Consider the following 17,643-nt stretch of genomic DNA (forward strand, 5'->3'; position numbering starts at 1 on the left):
AGTATACATTGAAAAAAATAGCATTGTTACTAATGGTAGTTTTAATTGGTTCAATTTTTAACTTAAAACAAGCAGAAGCTGCATACTTATCAGAACACGACAAATACGTAGAAGTATCTTATGAAAAAGCAAGAGAAATAGCCGATTTACTTGGACTGGCAAATGTGCCATTAGGGGAAGAAACAGCAAAAATGTCTTTTGAAATGCAAGAAAACTTAATCTCTAAAATTGAAAAAATTCTTAATACTGAAATTGACCATTACTATATTTGGTTAACTGTTAATGGTGAGCCAGTCTTAGGAATTGATCCACCATTTGTATTATATTAATATTGATTAGAAGACACTTAAAGGGATTACTTCTTAAGTGTCTTTTTAAGTTTTTGGATAATTGAAGAACAAACTGTTTGATGACATGAATTTAAAGGTATTACATAAAAGTGGCCGATTATAAGAATAATAAAATCTGTATTTTTAGGAACTGGTAGAAAAATATAAATTTATTACAGAGAGGGTAGACAGCGATGAATCCAAAATTTCAGCCGCTTTTTGAAGACTTTATTTTTTCGAATGGGATATCGCTTAAAAACCGTGTCGTAATGGCACCAATGACTAATTTTTCATCCAATGAGGATGGGACAGTAAGCGATGCAGAAGTAGAGTATTATGCCCGCCGCTCAAAAGGCGTTAGTATGGTAATTACCGCTTGCACTTTTGTAACAGCTAACGGAAAAGGGTTTCAAGGAGAGTTTGCAGGGCATACGGATGAGATGGTTCCCAGCTTAAAAAAGCTTGCATCTGCTATAAAAGAGCAAGGTGCAAAAGCTATTCTGCAAATCTTTCATGGAGGACGAGAATGTCCACCTGAGCTGGTGCCGGATGGTGACATTGTTTCCGCCAGTGCTGTTGCGTCAGAACGCGGCGGTGCTAAAGAGCCCAGGGCACTTAGCGGACAGGAAACAGAAGAAATCATTAAAGCATTTGGTGAGACAACACGGCGTGCTATAGAGGCAGGTTATGACGGAGTTGAAATTCATGGAGCAAATGGCTATTTAATTCAGCAATTCTTCTCCCCGCACTCTAACCGGCGTGAAGATCAATGGGGAGGCAGTCTTGAGAAAAGAATGGCATTCCCATTGGCGGTAATTGAAGAAGTAAAGAAAACAATTACTGAACATGCTAAGGAGCCTTTCCTGGCAGGCTACCGTTTTTCGCCTGAAGAGCCAGAAAAACCAGGAATAACAATGGCTGATACTTTAGCTTTAATTGATGTTTTGGCGGAGAAGGGCCTGGATTATCTTCATGTATCCCTGCAGGATTTCTGGTCTGAACCAAGAAGAGGGGTGGAGGATAAACGATCCCGCATGGAAATTATTCAGGAGCGTGTTGGAGACCGTATACCAGTTATTGGGGTTGGCTCTTTATATAGTGCAGTTGAAGCCCTGCATGCATTAGAAAAAAGTGGTGTTCCTTTGATTGCACTTGGTCGTGAGCTTATAATAGACCCGGATTGGGTAGAAAAGATACAAAGCGGGCGCGAAGAAGAAATTGAAACAAAGCTCGATAAAAATGCTCAGGGTCGTTTGGTTGTTCCAGACCCGCTCTGGCAGGCAATTATAAATACACCTGGCTGGTTCCCGGGTGTTGAATAGCAAAAAAACCCAAGGTGCTGCCAAAAGCCCTTGGGTTTTATTCTTATCTTAATAATAGGCTGTTTTCGCAAAGTTTGTTGCTTACAAACTAGTTTTAATTACTGAGTTGATTGGAGTGAAAGGCACTTGATCCTCGAAAATGCATTCGCATTTTCTTCGTGCGGTGCTTATTCGAGGAAGATTATTCAATGTCCTGCGGGAAGAGAGGGAGCGGGAGACCCCGCAGGCGTGAAACGCCGAGGAGGCTCCCGTTCCTCCCCGCGGGTTCGCTGCGTGACTGGAGCGGAAATCAACGGGCAAGCTTTATAGTTCAAAAAGACAATCTATACTATAAGAGTCTAATAATAAAAAGGAAATGGGAAAATGAATGGAAAAGCGAAAGCATAGAATGGAAAACGGCGTCTCCGGTATCTGCGGTATCTTCTTCTTCCATATCCGCCATACCCTCCATATATTCTTGACTCATTTTCTTCAACATCCTCAGGCACCATCATTGTTACGCCTTCATCATCCATATCCTCGATGATTCCTTCAACTTGAGAACCGTCCTTCATTTGGGCGATCACATGGTAATTCATATATTTTTGGCATTGGCTCTTGGCATCCCGGAAGTCCTGATCCTCACGGTTCCATGAAACAGGCAGGTTTCCATGTGCATTAAAATAATACATAAGCATTCCTCCTTTGCATAATCAGGGTATTCACCTATATGGAAAAAAGTGAGTTGCTTAAGAAGTTTTTACCAGTCAAAATACAAAAGAAATGGATCTCCAAAAGGAGATCCATTTCTTTGTTGTTATTTATTTGGTTCCGAAGGATAGGAGATCTCTTCCAGAGCCTCTCCAGCATCAGATTCAGTTCGGTTATGGACGGCTAGATCACCTAAAGACACAATTCCTACAAGTTTGCCGTCATCTACGATTGGAAGGCGGCGAATTTGTACATCAGCCATAATATCAGCCGCTTCTTCAGGTGTCATTGTTACAGTTCCCCTCACCGGATCGCCGGTCATTACCTGTGACACCGGTGCATCGAGCGGCAACTCTTCAGCAAGGCCTTTTATTACCAGGTCCCGGTCAGTTGCTAAGCCCACTAATTCATTATCTTGTGTAATAGGCATTACACCAACATCCAATTCCTTCATCTTTGCTGCCACATCCATAAGGGTATCATTTGGTGAACAGCTTTCTACCTCTGTTGTCATCATTTCAGTGATTTTCATAGGTATTACCTCCTTATCCGAATTTGTTATTCTGATATTAATGATTTCCCCGAGGTAGCAGGTGCGAAACGTAATATAAAAAATAACCAATAATTGATAAATTTAAGGTTCGAAATCCTATAACAAAAAAAGAACCCAAATCGGATTCTCTCATTTGTTATTCTTATATATTTATGTTGTTAGCATAAATTAACTTTGCTTCTCAGAAATAATTCTTTCCGGGTGTGAATAGACATTGAAGGTGTTTCCGCGGATAAAACCAACTGCGGTAATATTCAAATCATCTGCGAGCTTAATAGCGAGATTAGTAGGGGCAGATTTTGAAAGGATGATGCCAACTCCAATTTTTGCCGCTTTTAATAATACTTCTGAAGATATTCTGCCGCTAAATGCAATAATTTTATCCCTGACAGGAATACGGTTTTCAATACAGTAGCCAAGGATTTTATCTAATGCATTATGGCGTCCGATATCAGTCCTGCTGGCAATCAACTCATCAGCTGAAAATAATGCGGCATTATGTACCCCTCCGGTTTCCTGGAACGTAACACTGCCTTCCTGAAGCTGCTCCATAAACGAGATACATTGCTGTGGAGTCAAAGTCATTTTAGAAGTGGAGGTTTTAGCAGTTCGGGCATCATTATGGAAATAAAATTGCCTGCTTTTTCCGCAGCATGAACCGATAAATCTTTTTGAATGAAATTCATGGCTTGCTGTGATAGTCTTAGCGTGTAAATCTACATATGAATAGCCTTTGCTTTCGTCTATTTGTATATTTTTAATTTCGTCTATTCTCCGGATAAAACCCTCTGAAGCCAGAAAGCCAATTGTCAGCTCTTTGATGTTATCTGGGCTGCAGACCATAGTGGCGAACTCCTCGCCATTCAGATGAATGGTTAATGGATGTTCTGATACAATTTCATCATGTGTTTCCTGCAAAACCCCATCCTGAAATTTAACAATTTTACTGCTGTTGCTGATTTGGCTGTCCATGTAAGCCGCCTCCTAATTTCTGTTCAACTAACAAAAATATTAGCACAAAATCACAATTAGGCAAGAAATTAATATTGGCATAGTGTTAATATAGATGCGGTACCTGGTACCGGCTTATTTGTTTGACAATAATGGCGATAATTGCTTAACTTATAAAAGTGAGTAGCAGTTTATGTTTTTAGGGAAAATAAATGGATATTAGAGGGTTGGATAGATGAATAAGTATGAAGCTGAATTTAGTAATTTAGTGCGCTCCTTCAGGAAAAAGCATATGGGTAAAGGGCCAAGCCAGGTTAGGACAACTTTCTGTAAAAATTGGGCTATTTGTGAGATGGAAGGAAATCTGTCTCCTGTAGAAAAGTTTATTGCCAGTGCAGATGAAGGAAAACAAATGCTTCGTGCAGCCCGAACTGAAATGGTAAAAGAAATGTATAAAAAAAATCGTCCTTCAGAAATGGAAGACTTCCTGCAGGCGAAACTTATCGACCTATTTGTTGACATTGATATAGAACGTGATTTTGGGATGTCCGTTTTTGTTTTTGATCAGGATATTCAAAGCAAATTTAGGAGTTAGCAAATAGAATTATTTGTCGTGTTCCTTCTATAATTAAAAGCATCATAACTAAAGGCTGAAATTCCGAGGAGCTCAACTCGGTTTTTAGTCTTTTTTTATTGGCTCTGTTAAAGCTCATTGTTGATTTTTTTCATCCTGTTGATTGGAGTGGAAGGAGCGAAATCCTCGAAAATGCATTCGCATTTCCTTCGTGCGGTGTTGATTCAAGGATGCTGATTCAACGTCCAGTGGGAGAAGAGAGTCAAAGGGAGACCCAGCAGGCTTAATGCTTGAGGAGGCTCCCGGACCGCCCGCGGTTCGCTGAGCTCCTGGAGCGGAAATCAACAGGCGAGTTTAACAGAACCTTTTTTATTAAATGAAGAAAAAAACACGAAAAATGTCATACCCAATTGGCGAAAAAAGGGGTTTAATGTCACGAATGAAATATTTTTGTAATGTTTATATTACAAGCCTGTCAAATAACGGTGGTATAATCCTCCATAGAAAGACAAATTTACTATAAGTTTATTGTAATCGCTTAATTTTAAAATACATAGTGCAAAAGTTATATATATTTCATAAGCTGGCGGGGTTTGGCCGAGTACATATCAGAAAGCAGGGAGTAATTTTGAAAAGAAAGCTGCTCGTTTTAAATACTACAATTATGCTTGGGCTTGGAAGTGCTTTTTCTATTCCGGGCGTTAATGCGGAATCTATTAATAAATTACATAATCAAAAAAGTGAAATCCAGCAGCAGAGATCAGACATACAAACCAGCCTTGCCAAGGCTGATCAGGAATTAGTTTCAGTATTAAAGGAAATATCCGAACTAAAGATAAAGATTCAAAGAGTAGAGAAAGCGATTGAAGATAATAATAAATTAATAGAAGACACACAAAGCAATATTACGAGCACTCAATCCGAATTAGATGAATTGCAAGCGGAAATGGAGATCATCGAAAAAAGAATCGAAAAGAGAAGCTCTGTTTTGAAACAGAGAGCTCAGTCGTTCCAGGAAAGCGGCGGAACAGTAGCTTATTTAGATGTTCTGCTTGGTGCTTCAAGCTTCAGTGATTTTGTTGACCGTGTTGATGCAGTTACGACTTTCGTTCAGGCAGACAAACAATTAATGTCGGAACAAGAAAAGGATAAAAAAGAACTTGAAGAGAAAAAGGCTGCAGTTGAAGAAGAGTTGTCCAAATTGAACGGTATGTTGACCGAGCTGGAAGGCATGCAGGCTAATATGGCGGAACAAAAACAGCAGAATAACTTGCTGATTCAGCAGCTGAAAGTAAAAGAGGGCAGTATTGCTGAAAAGAAGGCGAAGCTTCTAACTGAGGATAGCAAATATGCTTCTATGATTGCTGAAATCGAACAAAGCTTAGCTGCTCAAACTGCGACTATATCACCATCATCTCCAGGGGCAGATAGATCTAAAACACAAACAACAGTAAGAAAGGACAAGCCGGGCAGCTCCAGCAGTACTGCACCTAAGCAAACAGTTAATGGAAGCAGTGCAGTTAATATTGTCACAACTGCTGGCAACAAGTATATCGGCAATTCGGTTTATGTGTTTGGCGGCGGCAGAAATGCTTATGATATTGCCAATGGAAGATTTGATTGTTCTGGATTTGTTAATTGGTCATTTGCTCAAGCAGGAATTAAGGTAGGAGCCAGCACAGATTCTCTTAAATACGCTGGAAGCCAGGTTTCTGCCAGCGAAATGAAGCCTGGAGACCTCGTTTTCTTCGATACGTATAAAAAGGATGGACATGTGGGCATTTACCTTGGCGGCGGAAAATTCATCGGCTCCCAAAGCTCAACTGGGGTCGCGATTGCCAATATGTCAAGCGGCTACTGGAAAAATGTATTTAATGGCCGTGTAGTCCGGGTAATAGAATAATAGTTCAAACCTGATCACCATGCGAAAGCATGACTGGTCAGGTTTTTTTGTTCTCCAATATCAATTCCTGCTGGAGTGGCAGCAAGATTAATAAGTAAGCCCTTCTTCCTAGTAAAACACTAAAGTATAAGAAAGAAGATATAAAATACTTAAAATCTTAATTAAATTCTAAATATTTTATTGATTAATACAATTCATCGTGCTTTAATAATAAATAACAAGTAACATATCAGATATGTGATGTCTGAAATGGAAGGAGGCATACGCGTGAATGTAAAAAAGATTTCAAATCGGAAAATTTCAGATTTGGTTGCAGAGCAAATCGAAGAAATGATTGCGAAAGGTTCATTTCAGCCGGGGGAGAAGCTGCCATCCGTTAGAGAGTTATGCGAATTATTTGGTGTTGGGCGCTCCGCCGTCAGGGATGCTTTAACATCACTGCAGGGGAAAGGAATTGTTCATGTTAAGCAGGGAGAAGGAACCTATATTTGCAAATTTGATTCCTCGAAATTATTTAACAGCCACCACTTGCTTCCTGGCATTAAAGACATCCAGGAACTGTTCCAAGCGAGAAAAATGGTCGAATCCGGTCTTGCTGAAATAGCGGCGAGAAATCGCACGGAAGAGGATCTCAGCAGAATGACTGGGTTGATTTCAGATACAGCCATTCATGGATGGGAGGAGGATTACCAGTTTCATAGGGCGATTGCCCATGCAGCGGGAAATGATATCCTCATCCAGTTTGTTCAGTTTATTTCGGAAACAATGAAAAAGTCGATGATAGATTTCCACCAGCATATCCAAACACAACCTGAAACTGCCAAAAAAATTGGGCAGCAGCATCTTGAAATCTATTTATCTATTAAAAACCAGCAACCTGAACAGGCGCATAAACACATGATTGAACATTTAGAATTGGTGGAGCAGCTTTTGCAAATGAGTATTCTTCAGGAACAATAAAGTATTTTTTTGAAATTTACGAGAAACGTTGTTTGTTATTACGGAACGATAGGTGGTGTTTGTTTTGATTGTAGCAGAATCGATTAGCGAGTTAAAAACAATCCTTAAAGAAGATCAATTGCTAGAAGGTGAAAAAGAAGTCCATCCCTTTGGGAACTCAGGACATGTAAAAGCGTATCCAGAATCAGAAGATGATATTTCAGGAGTATTAAAATATGCCAATGCACATGGTTTAACCATTAACATAATGGGTGGAGGAACAAAACGGGGGTTTGGAGGCCTTGATGAAAAGGCAGATATCCTGCTTTCTCTTGAAAGGTATACAGGAATTGTAGAACACACGCCTGGAGATATGACATTAACAGTAAAAGCAGGAACTCCTTTCAAAGAACTACAGGATTACCTGGCAAAGCATAATCAAAAGATTTCACTTGACCCATTCTGGCCGGAAAAATCAACAATTGGCGGAGTGATTGCTGCAAATGAAAGCGGACCCAAAAGATTGGGATACGGATCCGCCCGTGATGCGGTAATTGGGTTGAGGACTGTTTATCCTGATGGAAAGGTTATCAGCTCTGGCGGCAGAGTCGTGAAAAATGTTGCCGGCTACGATATGAATAAGCTATTTATCGGGTCAATGGGAACGCTGGGGGTTGTCTCCGAAATTACGTTAAAACTAAGACCGCTGCCTAAAAGTGAAAGCCTGGTTCTCGTATCGTTCCCGCAAGAAAACCTTCAGGAAATAAGATCATTCACCGTTAAGGTTCTGGATTCCATGATTGAGCCAGTAACAATGGAGCTATTAAACCCAGCACTTTCAGAAAAGCTTACCGGAATAAACTTCTATACTCTTGCGATGAGCTTTGAAGATGTAGAAAGCTCTGTCCGATATCAGGAAGATTTTATAAAAAACATTTTGCCAGCAAATGCAAAATTAAGTGTAAATTCAAAAGAAGAAGCAGATTTCTTCTGGAAGCGCTTTTACCAGCATAATCCGAATGGGACATCTGAAGTATTGGGAGCTGAAACAGAGGCTTGCTTGAAGATTGGTACGGTTAATTTGAATGTGCTGAATGTTATAAAGGAAACTGAGCTTCTAATAGATATGTTCAATGTATCGGTAGAGTCACACGGAGGCTTGGGCCATGGATTGAGTCAGGTATCAATCAGAGGAGCTGCCGAGGATGTAGCTTCTGCGGTTAGGAAAGCAAGAGAGATCGCTGAGAAGGCTGGTGGATATGCAATTGTGAAGCATTTGCCATTTGAACTGCGAAAAGAAGTAAATATCTGGGGAAAGAATCCATCGTACTTCTTTCTTCTGCAAGGAATTAAAACAAAAGTGGATCCGCATAAAACATTGAACCCAAACAGGTTTGTAGGAGGAATTTAAATGAGTGTCCGGGAACTCGATTTAAAACAAGATCCGCCATGTACGTCAGGCTTGGGCAACTATCTATGGAGCGATCCGCCGGATGAAAAGAAATGGGCAGACTGTGTCCATTGCGGAATGTGTCTGGAATCCTGCCCTACTTATGAGCAGACAGGACAGGAACAGCATTCGCCAAGGGGGCGCGTTCATCTGATTAAATCAGTGGCTGAAGGGAAGCTTCTAGTGAATGAGCAATTCATGGATCCGGTATTTCAGTGCCTGGATTGCCGTGCCTGTACAACTGCCTGTCCTGCTGATGTTGATGTAGGAGGTTTGATTGAAGAAGCCCGCGGGCAAATCCGCCAGGCAATGCCGTTAACAGGGGTAAAGGGAGCTGTCAGCAAGTTTTTCCTTCATGATTTATTCCCTCATCAAAATCGCTTGAACACTCTTGGGGGCCTATTAAGGTTTTATCAAAAAAGCGGCATGCAAAAAGTGGTACGGAAGACGAAGCTGATTAATATCATGCCTCAGCATCTTGTTGATATGGAATCAATCATGCCAGAGGTGAAAGAGCCCGTTAAAAAGAAATATAAAGATGTTAAGGTGATTAAAGCAAAAGGTGAAACCAAGCAGGAAGTTGCCATGCTAACCGGCTGTGTAATGGATGTTATGTTCAGCGATATTAATGAATCTACCATAAATGTACTCACCAGAAATGGAAATGATGTTGTCATTCCTCAAAATCAGACCTGCTGTGGAGCACTTCATGTCCATGCTGGTGACCGCGAAATGGGAAGAAAGCTCGCAAAACAGAATATGGAGGCCTTTAAGGATTTTGATAAGGTGATTGTGAATGCAGCAGGCTGCGGATGCATGATGAAGGAATATGCAGAACTATTCAAGGAGATCCTGAACTGCATGCGAAGGCAGAGGAGTTTTCAGAAAAGGTAGAGGATATTTCTAAACACCTTCATGATACAGGATATGAAAAGCCAAAAGCGGAATTAAATACACGTATCACATACCATGATGCCTGCCACCTTGCACATGGCCAGGGAATCCGCCAGCAGCCGAGGGACATTTTATTGGATATACCTGGAGTAGACATGGTCCATATGCCAAATTCAGATCGTTGCTGCGGAAGTGCTGGAATTTATAATATAACCAATCCAGAGATGGCCAATGCTGTCCTTGAAAGCAAAATGGAGAATGTGCCGGATGATGTAGAAATGATTTCAATGGGAAATCCGGGCTGTATGCTTCAAATGGCGATGGGGGTTCAGAAATACGGCCGTAACCAGAAAATCGTCCATACTGTACAGCTGCTTGACTGGGCGTATAAAAAGGAAGACGGCATGAAGGAGGGTGAATAATGAAGGTAAAGAATATTAAATCGAAGGATAAACATATCTTGAATTTGGCTAATATTGTTGGCGGCGCCCGTTCCATTCTCTATCAAAAGGAGGATTTGCTTGCCTATGACTGTGATGGTTTTACGATTCACAAGCATTTGCCAAAAGCAGTCGTTTTTCCGAAGAACACCCAGGAAGTAGCTGAAGTGGTAAAGTACTGTTCAGAAAATGAGCTGCCTTTCCTTGCAAGAGGGGCAGGAACAGGATTGAGCGGAGGTGCCATACCGCTTAATGGGGAAATCATAATCAGCATGGTACGGATGAAAAAGCTTATTAGTGTGGATCTTGAAAACCGCCGCGCTGTTGTGGAACCGGGATTTGTTAACCTTAAACTCACAAATTCAATATCAGACAAAGGCTATTACTATGCTCCCGATCCCTCCAGCCAATATTGCTGTACAATCGGCGGGAATGTTGCTGAAAATGCTGGTGGTGCCCATTGTTTGAAGTACGGGGTAACCACAAACCATATTCTTGGACTTGAAGTAGTTATGCCGAATGGCGAGATAATTGAAATTGGAAATGATGGCATCCCGGATGCGCCCGGGTATGATCTGCTTGGACTGATCACAGGCTCGGAGGGCACATTGGGAATTGTTACTAAAATAACTGTCCGTATCCTTAAGAACCCGGAAGGAAAGCAAACTGTACTCGCCTATTTTGATAATGTCGAGGATGGCAGTCAGGCAGTTTCAGATATTATATCCGCGGGCATCGTACCAGCGGCGTTGGAAATGATGGATAAGACAGCGATCGAAGGTGTAGAAGCAGCAGCCTTCCCGGTTGGGCATCCGAAGGATATTGAAGCTGTTCTGCTGATTGAAGTGGATGGAATTGCTGCAGGGATTGATGAACAAATTGATCAGATTCTTGAGGTATGCAGAAAGCGGAATGTCCGTGAAGTCCGAGCAGCCAGGAATGAAGAAGAAAGAGCAAGATGGTGGGCGAATCGAAAGACAGGCTTTGGTGCAATGGGAGCAATCTCTCCAGATTACCTGGTACAGGATGGAGTTATCCCTCGAAGCAAACTGCCTGAAGTACTCCGAAGAATCAACCAGATTAGCGATGAATCTGGATTAAGAATTGCGAACATTTTTCATGCTGGTGATGGAAATTTGCATCCGCTTGTCTTGTTTGATGCCAGAATACCTGGAGAATCAGAGAAAGCGCTTGAAGCTGGAAGCCAATGCTTGAAGGTATGTGCGGATGTTGGGGGAACAATAACCGGGGAACATGGGGTCGGTATTGAAAAGCGGGAAGAGATGCGATTTGTTTTCACTGAAGAAGAAATTGCTGCCCAGACAGAAATTCGTGAAGTCTTTAATCCTCATAACCTGCTTAATGCAGGGAAGCTCTTCCCATCACCGAGCCGCTGTGTGGAGATAAAGAAAGAGTTGAAAGCCCAGGCGATTTCATAACCATCAGCAGCCGCCTATAGAAGGCGGCTGGCTATCAAAAATGAAAAGAATCTTTAATTGCTTGAAAATTATTGAAAATATAAAGAAAACCATGCTATTATTTTTTTAAGAACAATATGAGAAACGGTGTTTTGTAATAACAAACACTTTATCTCGGCATCTTGCCAGCCTTAAAAATAGGGCAATTCTAAGGAGGAAATGACCAATGGGAAACTATGTGAAATCTGGAAACCTGCAAGTTGCAAGTGAACTCTATGAATTTATTAATTCAGAAGCTCTTCCGGGAAGCCGGGTTGATCAGGAGCAATTCTGGTCAGGTTTGGAAGCGCTTGTAAACGATTTGACGCCTAAAAATAAAGCACTTCTTGCAAAGCGTGATGAAATTCAAAATCAAATTAATACATGGCACCGTGAAAATAAAGAATTCGATTTTAATAGCTATAAAACATTTTTAGAGGAAATTGGTTACCTTGAACCAAAAGCAGAAGATTTCAAGATCACGACAGAAAATGTGGATGATGAAGTGGCTGTCCAGGCTGGCCCTCAATTAGTTGTGCCTGTTAACAATGGACGTTATGCAATCAATGCAGCAAATGCGCGGTGGGGCAGCTTATATGATGCACTTTATGGCACCGATGCCATTAGTGAAGACGATGGTGCTCAGCGGGATGGTGGCTATAACCCTGTCAGAGGTGAAAAAGTTATTTCATTCGCCAGAGAATTCCTTGATCAAACAGTTCCATTAATTGGCGGTTCGCATAAAGACGCTGTGCAGTACAAGGTAGAGGATGGAAAGCTTGCTGTTCTCCTTAGCAATGGAGAAATTGCAGGATTGGCAGATGAAGCGAAGTTCGCCGGCTATCAAGGAGAGCAGGATCACCCAACCGCAATTCTTTTGAAAAATAACGGCCTTCATTTTGAAATTCAAATTGACAGAAGCCATCCTATCGGAAAAACAGATGATGCCGGCGTAAAAGATGTACTTCTCGAAGCAGCTGTTACAACAATCATGGACTGTGAAGACTCTGTTACAGCAGTTGATGCAGAGGACAAGGTTCTTGTTTACCGAAATTGGCTTGGATTAATGAAAGGCGACCTTTCTGCAACGTTTAGTAAAGGCGATAAAACAATGACACGTGCATTAAATCCTGATCGTACGTATGTATCCCCGACAGGAGAAGATTTATCTCTGTCAGGTCGTTCACTCATGTTCGTCCGCAATGTTGGTCATTTAATGTCTAACAATGCTATTTTGGATGCAAATGGCGATGAAATTCAGGAAGGAATTCTTGATACAGTGGTAACAAGCCTTATCGCCAAGCATACCATTCTTGGAAATGGACCTTACCAAAATTCATCAAAAGGCTCCATCTACATTGTTAAACCGAAAATGCACGGTACTAAAGAGGTTGCTTTCGCGAATGAATTATTTGACCGTACAGAAGATTTGCTAGGACTTGAGCGGAATACATTGAAAATTGGTGTTATGGATGAGGAACGCCGTACTTCCTTAAACCTTAAAGCATGTATCCGTGAGGTAAAGGAGCGCATTGTATTTATAAACACAGGATTCCTGGACCGCACAGGCGATGAAATGCATACATCGATGGAAGCTGGACCGATGATCCGCAAGAACGACATGAAATCAACTTCCTGGCTTAAGGGCTATGAAAAGTCCAATGTTAACACCGGTCTTGAAACAGGCTTCCAGGGTCGTGCCCAAATCGGAAAAGGAATGTGGGCTATGCCGGACATGATGGCTGATATGATGGAGCAGAAAATTGGCCATTTGAATGCAGGAGCCAATACTGCATGGGTTCCATCTCCGACAGCTGCAGCACTGCATGCTTTGCATTACCATAAGGTTGATGTTAAGGAAGTACAAAACAAGCTAATGGAGGATATTTCTGATCTGCGCGATGATATTCTGCAAATTCCGGTTACTGAAAATCCGCAATGGACTCCTGAAGAAATTCAAGAAGAGCTTGAGAATAACTCACAAGGCATTCTGGGATATGTTGTACGCTGGGTTGAACAGGGCATTGGCTGTTCAAAAGTGCCAGATATTAACGATATTGGTTTAATGGAAGACCGTGCTACATTAAGGATATCCAGCCAGCATGTTGCGAACTGGCTGCACCATGGCATTTGTACAAAAGAACAGGTGCTTGAGACTCTTAAGAAAATGGCAAAAGTGGTAGACGAACAAAATGCTGGAGATCCGGCATATCGCCCAATGGCAGCTGACTTTGAGAGCTCGGTTGCATTCCAGGCAGCATGCGATCTAGTATTTGAAGGCTATGATCAGCCAAACGGCTACACAGAGCCAATTCTGCACCGCCGCCGTCTTGAAGCAAAAGCCAAGTATGCTGTAAAACAATAAATGATTAGGAATAGGGCATGAAAATGCCCTGTTCTTTACAGATAACTGAAGGGAGATGCAGAAAATGAAGTTTACAAGGTTCGAAGTTAATTCAGCTGTACATACAGGTGTAATAGAAAATGAAACAGTTAAAGAAATTAAAGGTGATATTTTTGGAGAATGGGAGTATACAGGGAATTCTTTCTCAAAAAGCGAAGTAAAGCAGCTGGCCCCCCTTGTGCCAAATCAGATTATCGGTATTGGAGCTAACTACGTAACTGCAAAAGCTGATTTACCTGAAACGACTCCTGAGATTCCAGTATTCTTTTTCAAGCCAGTTTCGTCAGTTATTGGACCAGAGGAAAACATCGTAATTCCGGAGGGCATTGAACAGGTTAAATTTGAATCGGAACTTGCTGTAGTTATCGGGAAAGAGGCTAAGAATGTAGCAGAATCGGATGTGCTTGATTATGTCTTTGGCTATACAGTAGGGAATGATGTAACAGCGCCGCAATTCTTCCATAGTGACGGACATTGGACGGTAGGAAAATCATTCGATACATTCACTCCGCTGGGACCAGTTATTGAAACAGAATTGGATCCATTCCAAGTAAAGGTTGAAGCGAAATTAAACGGGCAAGAAAAGCAGAACAGCAGTACAGAATTAATGATTATACCGATCCGCAAAATGATTTCTTACCTGACGAATGTGATGACACTGAAGCCAGGGGATGTCATTTTGACTGGAAGCCCAGTTGGAGCTGAAATGGTTGGTTCCGGCGATGTTATTGAGTGTGAAATTAAAGAAGTAGGAACACTTCGCAATACATTTGCCGCAGCCCGAGAAGGTGCAAAAACAGTTTAATCATTTTCACATTTTCTTGTATGCTATAATGTTTTAAAGATAAAGGTTTTGCACCAGAGGTGAACGTTTTGGAAAGAGAAAATATGGTTAAATCTGTTAGCAGAGCACTTGATATCATCACGCTGGTTAGCATGAAAAAAGGCGGCCTTGGGGTTACGGAGATAGCCAAACAAATAGACATAAATAAAAGCTCGGTTTACCGAATCCTTTCTACACTTGTACAATATGGGTATATTGAGCAGGATGGCGAAACAGGCAAATATAAGCTTGGCTACAAGTTCCTTGAGATCAGCTCAAAGCTCCTTGAATCAATCGATTTGAGAGCGGAAGCAAGGCCTTTTTTACAAGAACTTGAAAATGAGACTAACGAAGTTATTCATTTAGTGGTATACGATCAGGGAGAAGTTGTATATATCGAAAAGCTTGAGGGCAATGAAACATTGAGGATGCACTCAAAGGTTGGGAAAAGGGCTCCTATGCACTGCACATCTGTAGGGAAAGCCATTCTTGCACACCTGCCCTCCAGTGTTGTAGTTGATATCCTGGAACGGAAGGGGATGCCGGTCCATACGGATAAAACTATAACTGATAAAGAAGAATTTCTTAAAGAACTCAGCCAAGTTAGGCAAAAGGGATATGCGCTTGATCTGGAGGAAAACGAATATGGCATTACATGTGTAGCTGTTCCTATTTTTGACCATTTGGGAAAAGTGATTGCAGCGGTCAGTATATCTGGTCCTACTCTGAGAATGACCGATGACAGGATGAAGACGCTGACATCGATAATGGTTAAAACAGGAAAAGATATTTCTGTCCGTTTAGGTCATGTCAGCCGTATCAGTTAAATTTATTAGCCCGATTTATCTTATATTAAAGATATATCGGGCTAATTTTTTTATTAAAAAATATATATCTAATTTTCTTAATATTGTTGAAATTACAAAAAAGGACTGTATAATAAAGTATAGGCAAAGTAGTTGTTGTATAACAAAACTGTTATAGTTATATAACAATGTTTCTTCGTCCGCAACAAAATGCAATTATTGTTTGTCATTACGAAACAAAAGGAGGAAATGTTTTTATGAGTACTGGAACTTTAGCTTTTCTATCTCTTTTGCCGATTATTGCTGTTGCAGTGTTCCTTGTTGGAATGAGATGGCCGGCAAGTAAAGCGATGCCCATTTCATACCTTGTGGCGGTCGTTTTAGCGCTATTTATCTGGAAAGTGCCCGGCGTTAATGTTGCTGCTGCCTCAATTAACGGTCTTGTAGTCGCTGGAACACTCCTGTACATTATTTTTGGTGCAATTCTGCTCCTTAACACCCTGCAGGAAAGCGGAGGCATTAAAACAATCCGCCAGGGATTCACGGATATCTCTGCAGACCGGCGTATTCAGGTCATTATCATCGCGTGGCTGTTTGGGTCGTTTATTGAAGGTGCATCAGGCTTTGGAACTCCTGCAGCAGTAGCGGTTCCGCTTTTAGTTGGATTAGGGTTCCCAGCAATGGCAGCAGTTGTTGCCGGTATGGTTATTCAAAGTACGCCTGTTTCCTTTGGCGCCGTAGGAACTCCTATGCTGGTGGGAGTACAGACTGGTTTATCGGGTAACGCCAGCCTTACGGACAATCTGTTGGCACTAGTTACACAAATTGCTGGACAGGTTGCAATTCTCCATATGATAGCAGGCACATTAATTCCTTTATTTGTAGTGGCTTTAATGACAAGATTTTTTGGAAAAAACAAATCCTTTTCTGAAGGAATTAAAGTCTGGAAATTTGCCCTATTTGCTGCTTTTGCCATGACAATCCCATATGTAATTGTAGCGAATGTCCTTGGACCTGAGTTCCCATCAATGGTTGGTGGATTAGTCGGTTTGGCAATTGTAGTTTCTGCAGCAAAAAAAGGCTTTCTTATGCCGCCAAAGGATCAGGTTTGGGATTTTGAAGAAAAGTCTAAATGGGATCCTGAATGGACTGGAAAACTTGAAATTAAAGAGGTAACACACAAAAGCGGAAGCATGAGCATGATGCGTGCATGGGCTCCTTATGTTTTAGTCGGCCTGTTTTTAGTATTAACCAGATTGAAATCGCTTCCATTCCTTGGCTGGATGCAGTCCTGGACTGTAAAGTTCGAGAACATCTTTGATTCAGGAATCACTTCGAGTTTTCAGCCGCTGTACTTGCCTGGTACCATCTTTATTTTGGTATCAGTTATCACCTATTTCATTCATGGAATGAATTCAAATTCATATAAAAAAGCTTGGGCTGATTCAGGTAAAACAACAGTAGCTGCTTCTACGGCTTTAATTTTTACAGTGCCAATGGTTCAGGTATTCATTAATACAGGCGGAGGAGCTGCTGGCTATAACCAAATGCCGATTGAATTAGCAAATGGAGCTGCAGCCCTCGCAGGAGAATTCTGGCCGTTCTTTGCAACATTTATTGGTGGTCTTGGTGCCTTTATTGCCGGAAGTAATACAGTTAGTAATATGATGTTCTCCTTGTTCCAATATGATGTAGGATCACAAATCGGTGTGGATGCTACGTGGATCGTTGCCCTTCAGGCAGTAGGCGGAGCAGCTGGCAACATGATTTGTGTGCATAACGTTGTAGCAGCATCAGCTGTTGTAGGATTAGTAGGAAAAGAAGGAGCTGTTATTCGAAAAACATTATTCCCGTTTTTCTATTACGCTTTATTAGCAGGATCTGTCGGATACTCGATTGTCTGGTATTCACAAAAAGGCATCTTCAACCTTGGGTCATTCATTGCAGTCGGTATTGCAGTCGCTGCCGTTTACATTATCGCAACAAACAACAGACGCTCCAACATGATTTTGCCTCCTCCTCCAGTGAATGTGAAGTCTGCTAAATAATGATTTTTTCAACTGGCTTAGCTGTTATGCTAAGCCAGTTTTTTATTGTGGATTTATAAG

At 41.4% G+C, this 17,643-nt stretch carries 14 protein-coding genes and 1 pseudogene; 12 read left to right on the plus strand and 3 right to left on the minus strand.

The window, feature by feature from the left end:
- Positions 1-8: 8 nt before the first annotated feature.
- Together AC3ZVC_RS13795 and AC3ZVC_RS13800 are read left to right on the plus strand one after the other, a co-directional pair.
- Entirely contained in the window at positions 9-329 is a 321-nt protein-coding gene (locus AC3ZVC_RS13795; RefSeq protein WP_490063809.1) for an 8-amino-7-oxononanoate synthase, read from the plus strand.
- A gap of 194 nt (positions 330-523) precedes the next feature.
- On the plus strand, positions 524-1,651 hold the full coding sequence (locus AC3ZVC_RS13800) for an NADH-dependent flavin oxidoreductase (RefSeq protein ID WP_490063811.1): 1,128 nt from the start codon (positions 524-526) through the stop codon (positions 1,649-1,651).
- Between the two features lie 338 nt (positions 1,652-1,989).
- Here the strand turns inward: AC3ZVC_RS13800 and AC3ZVC_RS13805 are convergent, their stop codons facing one another.
- The 3 genes from AC3ZVC_RS13805 to fdhD form a co-directional block, all read right to left on the minus strand.
- On the minus strand, positions 1,990-2,322 hold the full coding sequence (locus AC3ZVC_RS13805; protein ID WP_214988547.1) for a hypothetical protein: 333 nt from the start codon (positions 2,320-2,322) through the stop codon (positions 1,990-1,992).
- Between the two features lie 125 nt (positions 2,323-2,447).
- Positions 2,448-2,873 (minus strand): CBS domain-containing protein, encoded by a 426-nt coding sequence (locus AC3ZVC_RS13810; protein ID WP_490063812.1) that lies wholly within the window; start codon positions 2,871-2,873, stop codon positions 2,448-2,450.
- 189 nt (positions 2,874-3,062) lie between these two features.
- A complete protein-coding gene (gene fdhD, locus AC3ZVC_RS13815) occupies positions 3,063-3,866 on the minus strand; it encodes a formate dehydrogenase accessory sulfurtransferase FdhD (RefSeq protein ID WP_490063813.1) in 804 nt (267 codons plus the stop codon).
- A 214-nt stretch (positions 3,867-4,080) separates the two neighbouring features.
- On the opposite strand from fdhD, the gene AC3ZVC_RS13820 reads away from it, so the two are divergent.
- From AC3ZVC_RS13820 to AC3ZVC_RS13865, 10 genes and pseudogenes are all read left to right on the plus strand, one after another.
- Entirely contained in the window at positions 4,081-4,440 is a 360-nt protein-coding gene (locus tag AC3ZVC_RS13820) for a Na-translocating system protein MpsC family protein (protein WP_214726946.1), read from the plus strand.
- 607 nt (positions 4,441-5,047) lie between these two features.
- Positions 5,048-6,322 carry a C40 family peptidase gene (locus tag AC3ZVC_RS13825; protein ID WP_490063814.1) on the plus strand — a complete coding sequence of 425 codons (1,275 nt, stop codon included), beginning with the start codon at positions 5,048-5,050 and terminating at the stop codon, positions 6,320-6,322.
- Positions 6,323-6,589: 267 nt separating this feature from the next.
- The gene (locus tag AC3ZVC_RS13830) at positions 6,590-7,282 is read left to right on the plus strand and encodes a FadR/GntR family transcriptional regulator (protein WP_490063815.1); all 693 of its coding nucleotides are present in this window, start codon (positions 6,590-6,592) and stop codon (positions 7,280-7,282) included.
- Positions 7,283-7,346: 64 nt separating this feature from the next.
- The gene (locus AC3ZVC_RS13835) at positions 7,347-8,672 is read left to right on the plus strand and encodes an FAD-binding oxidoreductase (RefSeq protein ID WP_490063816.1); all 1,326 of its coding nucleotides are present in this window, start codon (positions 7,347-7,349) and stop codon (positions 8,670-8,672) included.
- Positions 8,673-10,027, plus strand: a pseudogene (locus AC3ZVC_RS13840) ((Fe-S)-binding protein). It begins immediately after the preceding gene.
- Positions 10,027-11,484, plus strand: coding sequence for an FAD-binding oxidoreductase (locus AC3ZVC_RS13845; protein ID WP_490063817.1), 1,458 nt, complete (start codon positions 10,027-10,029; stop codon positions 11,482-11,484). The pseudogene AC3ZVC_RS13840 and the gene AC3ZVC_RS13845 overlap by 1 nt, the downstream one beginning before the upstream one ends.
- A 205-nt stretch (positions 11,485-11,689) precedes the next feature.
- Positions 11,690-13,867: a malate synthase G gene (locus AC3ZVC_RS13850; RefSeq protein WP_490063818.1), complete on the plus strand. Its 2,178-nt coding sequence runs from the start codon at positions 11,690-11,692 to the stop codon at positions 13,865-13,867.
- Between the two features lie 64 nt (positions 13,868-13,931).
- Positions 13,932-14,711 carry a fumarylacetoacetate hydrolase family protein gene (locus AC3ZVC_RS13855; RefSeq protein ID WP_490063819.1) on the plus strand — a complete coding sequence of 260 codons (780 nt, stop codon included), beginning with the start codon at positions 13,932-13,934 and terminating at the stop codon, positions 14,709-14,711.
- A 68-nt stretch (positions 14,712-14,779) separates the two neighbouring features.
- Complete coding sequence (locus AC3ZVC_RS13860; RefSeq protein WP_490063820.1) at positions 14,780-15,556, plus strand: IclR family transcriptional regulator; 777 nt, start codon at positions 14,780-14,782, stop codon at positions 15,554-15,556.
- A gap of 236 nt (positions 15,557-15,792) precedes the next feature.
- Positions 15,793-17,583, plus strand: a complete 1,791-nt coding sequence (locus tag AC3ZVC_RS13865; RefSeq protein ID WP_490063821.1) for an L-lactate permease — start codon at positions 15,793-15,795, stop codon at positions 17,581-17,583.
- The last annotated feature ends 60 nt before the right edge of the window (positions 17,584-17,643 follow it).

This window comes from Cytobacillus sp. C11.1, assembly GCF_058145115.1.

Bases quoted from the DNA above. Each gene is read 5' to 3' on its own strand.
- AC3ZVC_RS13800 (WP_490063811.1), top strand. From the start codon at position 524: ATGAATCCAAAATTTCAGCCGCTTTTTGAAGACTTTATTTTTTCGAAT.
- AC3ZVC_RS13805 (WP_214988547.1), bottom strand. From the start codon at position 2,322: ATGTATTATTTTAATGCACATGGAAACCTGCCTGTTTCATGGAACCGT.
- AC3ZVC_RS13810 (WP_490063812.1), bottom strand. From the start codon at position 2,873: ATGAAAATCACTGAAATGATGACAACAGAGGTAGAAAGCTGTTCACCA.
- fdhD (WP_490063813.1), bottom strand. From the start codon at position 3,866: ATGGACAGCCAAATCAGCAACAGCAGTAAAATTGTTAAATTTCAGGAT.
- AC3ZVC_RS13820 (WP_214726946.1), top strand. From the start codon at position 4,081: ATGAATAAGTATGAAGCTGAATTTAGTAATTTAGTGCGCTCCTTCAGG.
- AC3ZVC_RS13845 (WP_490063817.1), top strand. From the start codon at position 10,027: ATGAAGGTAAAGAATATTAAATCGAAGGATAAACATATCTTGAATTTG.
- AC3ZVC_RS13850 (WP_490063818.1), top strand. From the start codon at position 11,690: ATGGGAAACTATGTGAAATCTGGAAACCTGCAAGTTGCAAGTGAACTC.
- AC3ZVC_RS13855 (WP_490063819.1), top strand. From the start codon at position 13,932: ATGAAGTTTACAAGGTTCGAAGTTAATTCAGCTGTACATACAGGTGTA.
- AC3ZVC_RS13865 (WP_490063821.1), top strand. From the start codon at position 15,793: ATGAGTACTGGAACTTTAGCTTTTCTATCTCTTTTGCCGATTATTGCT.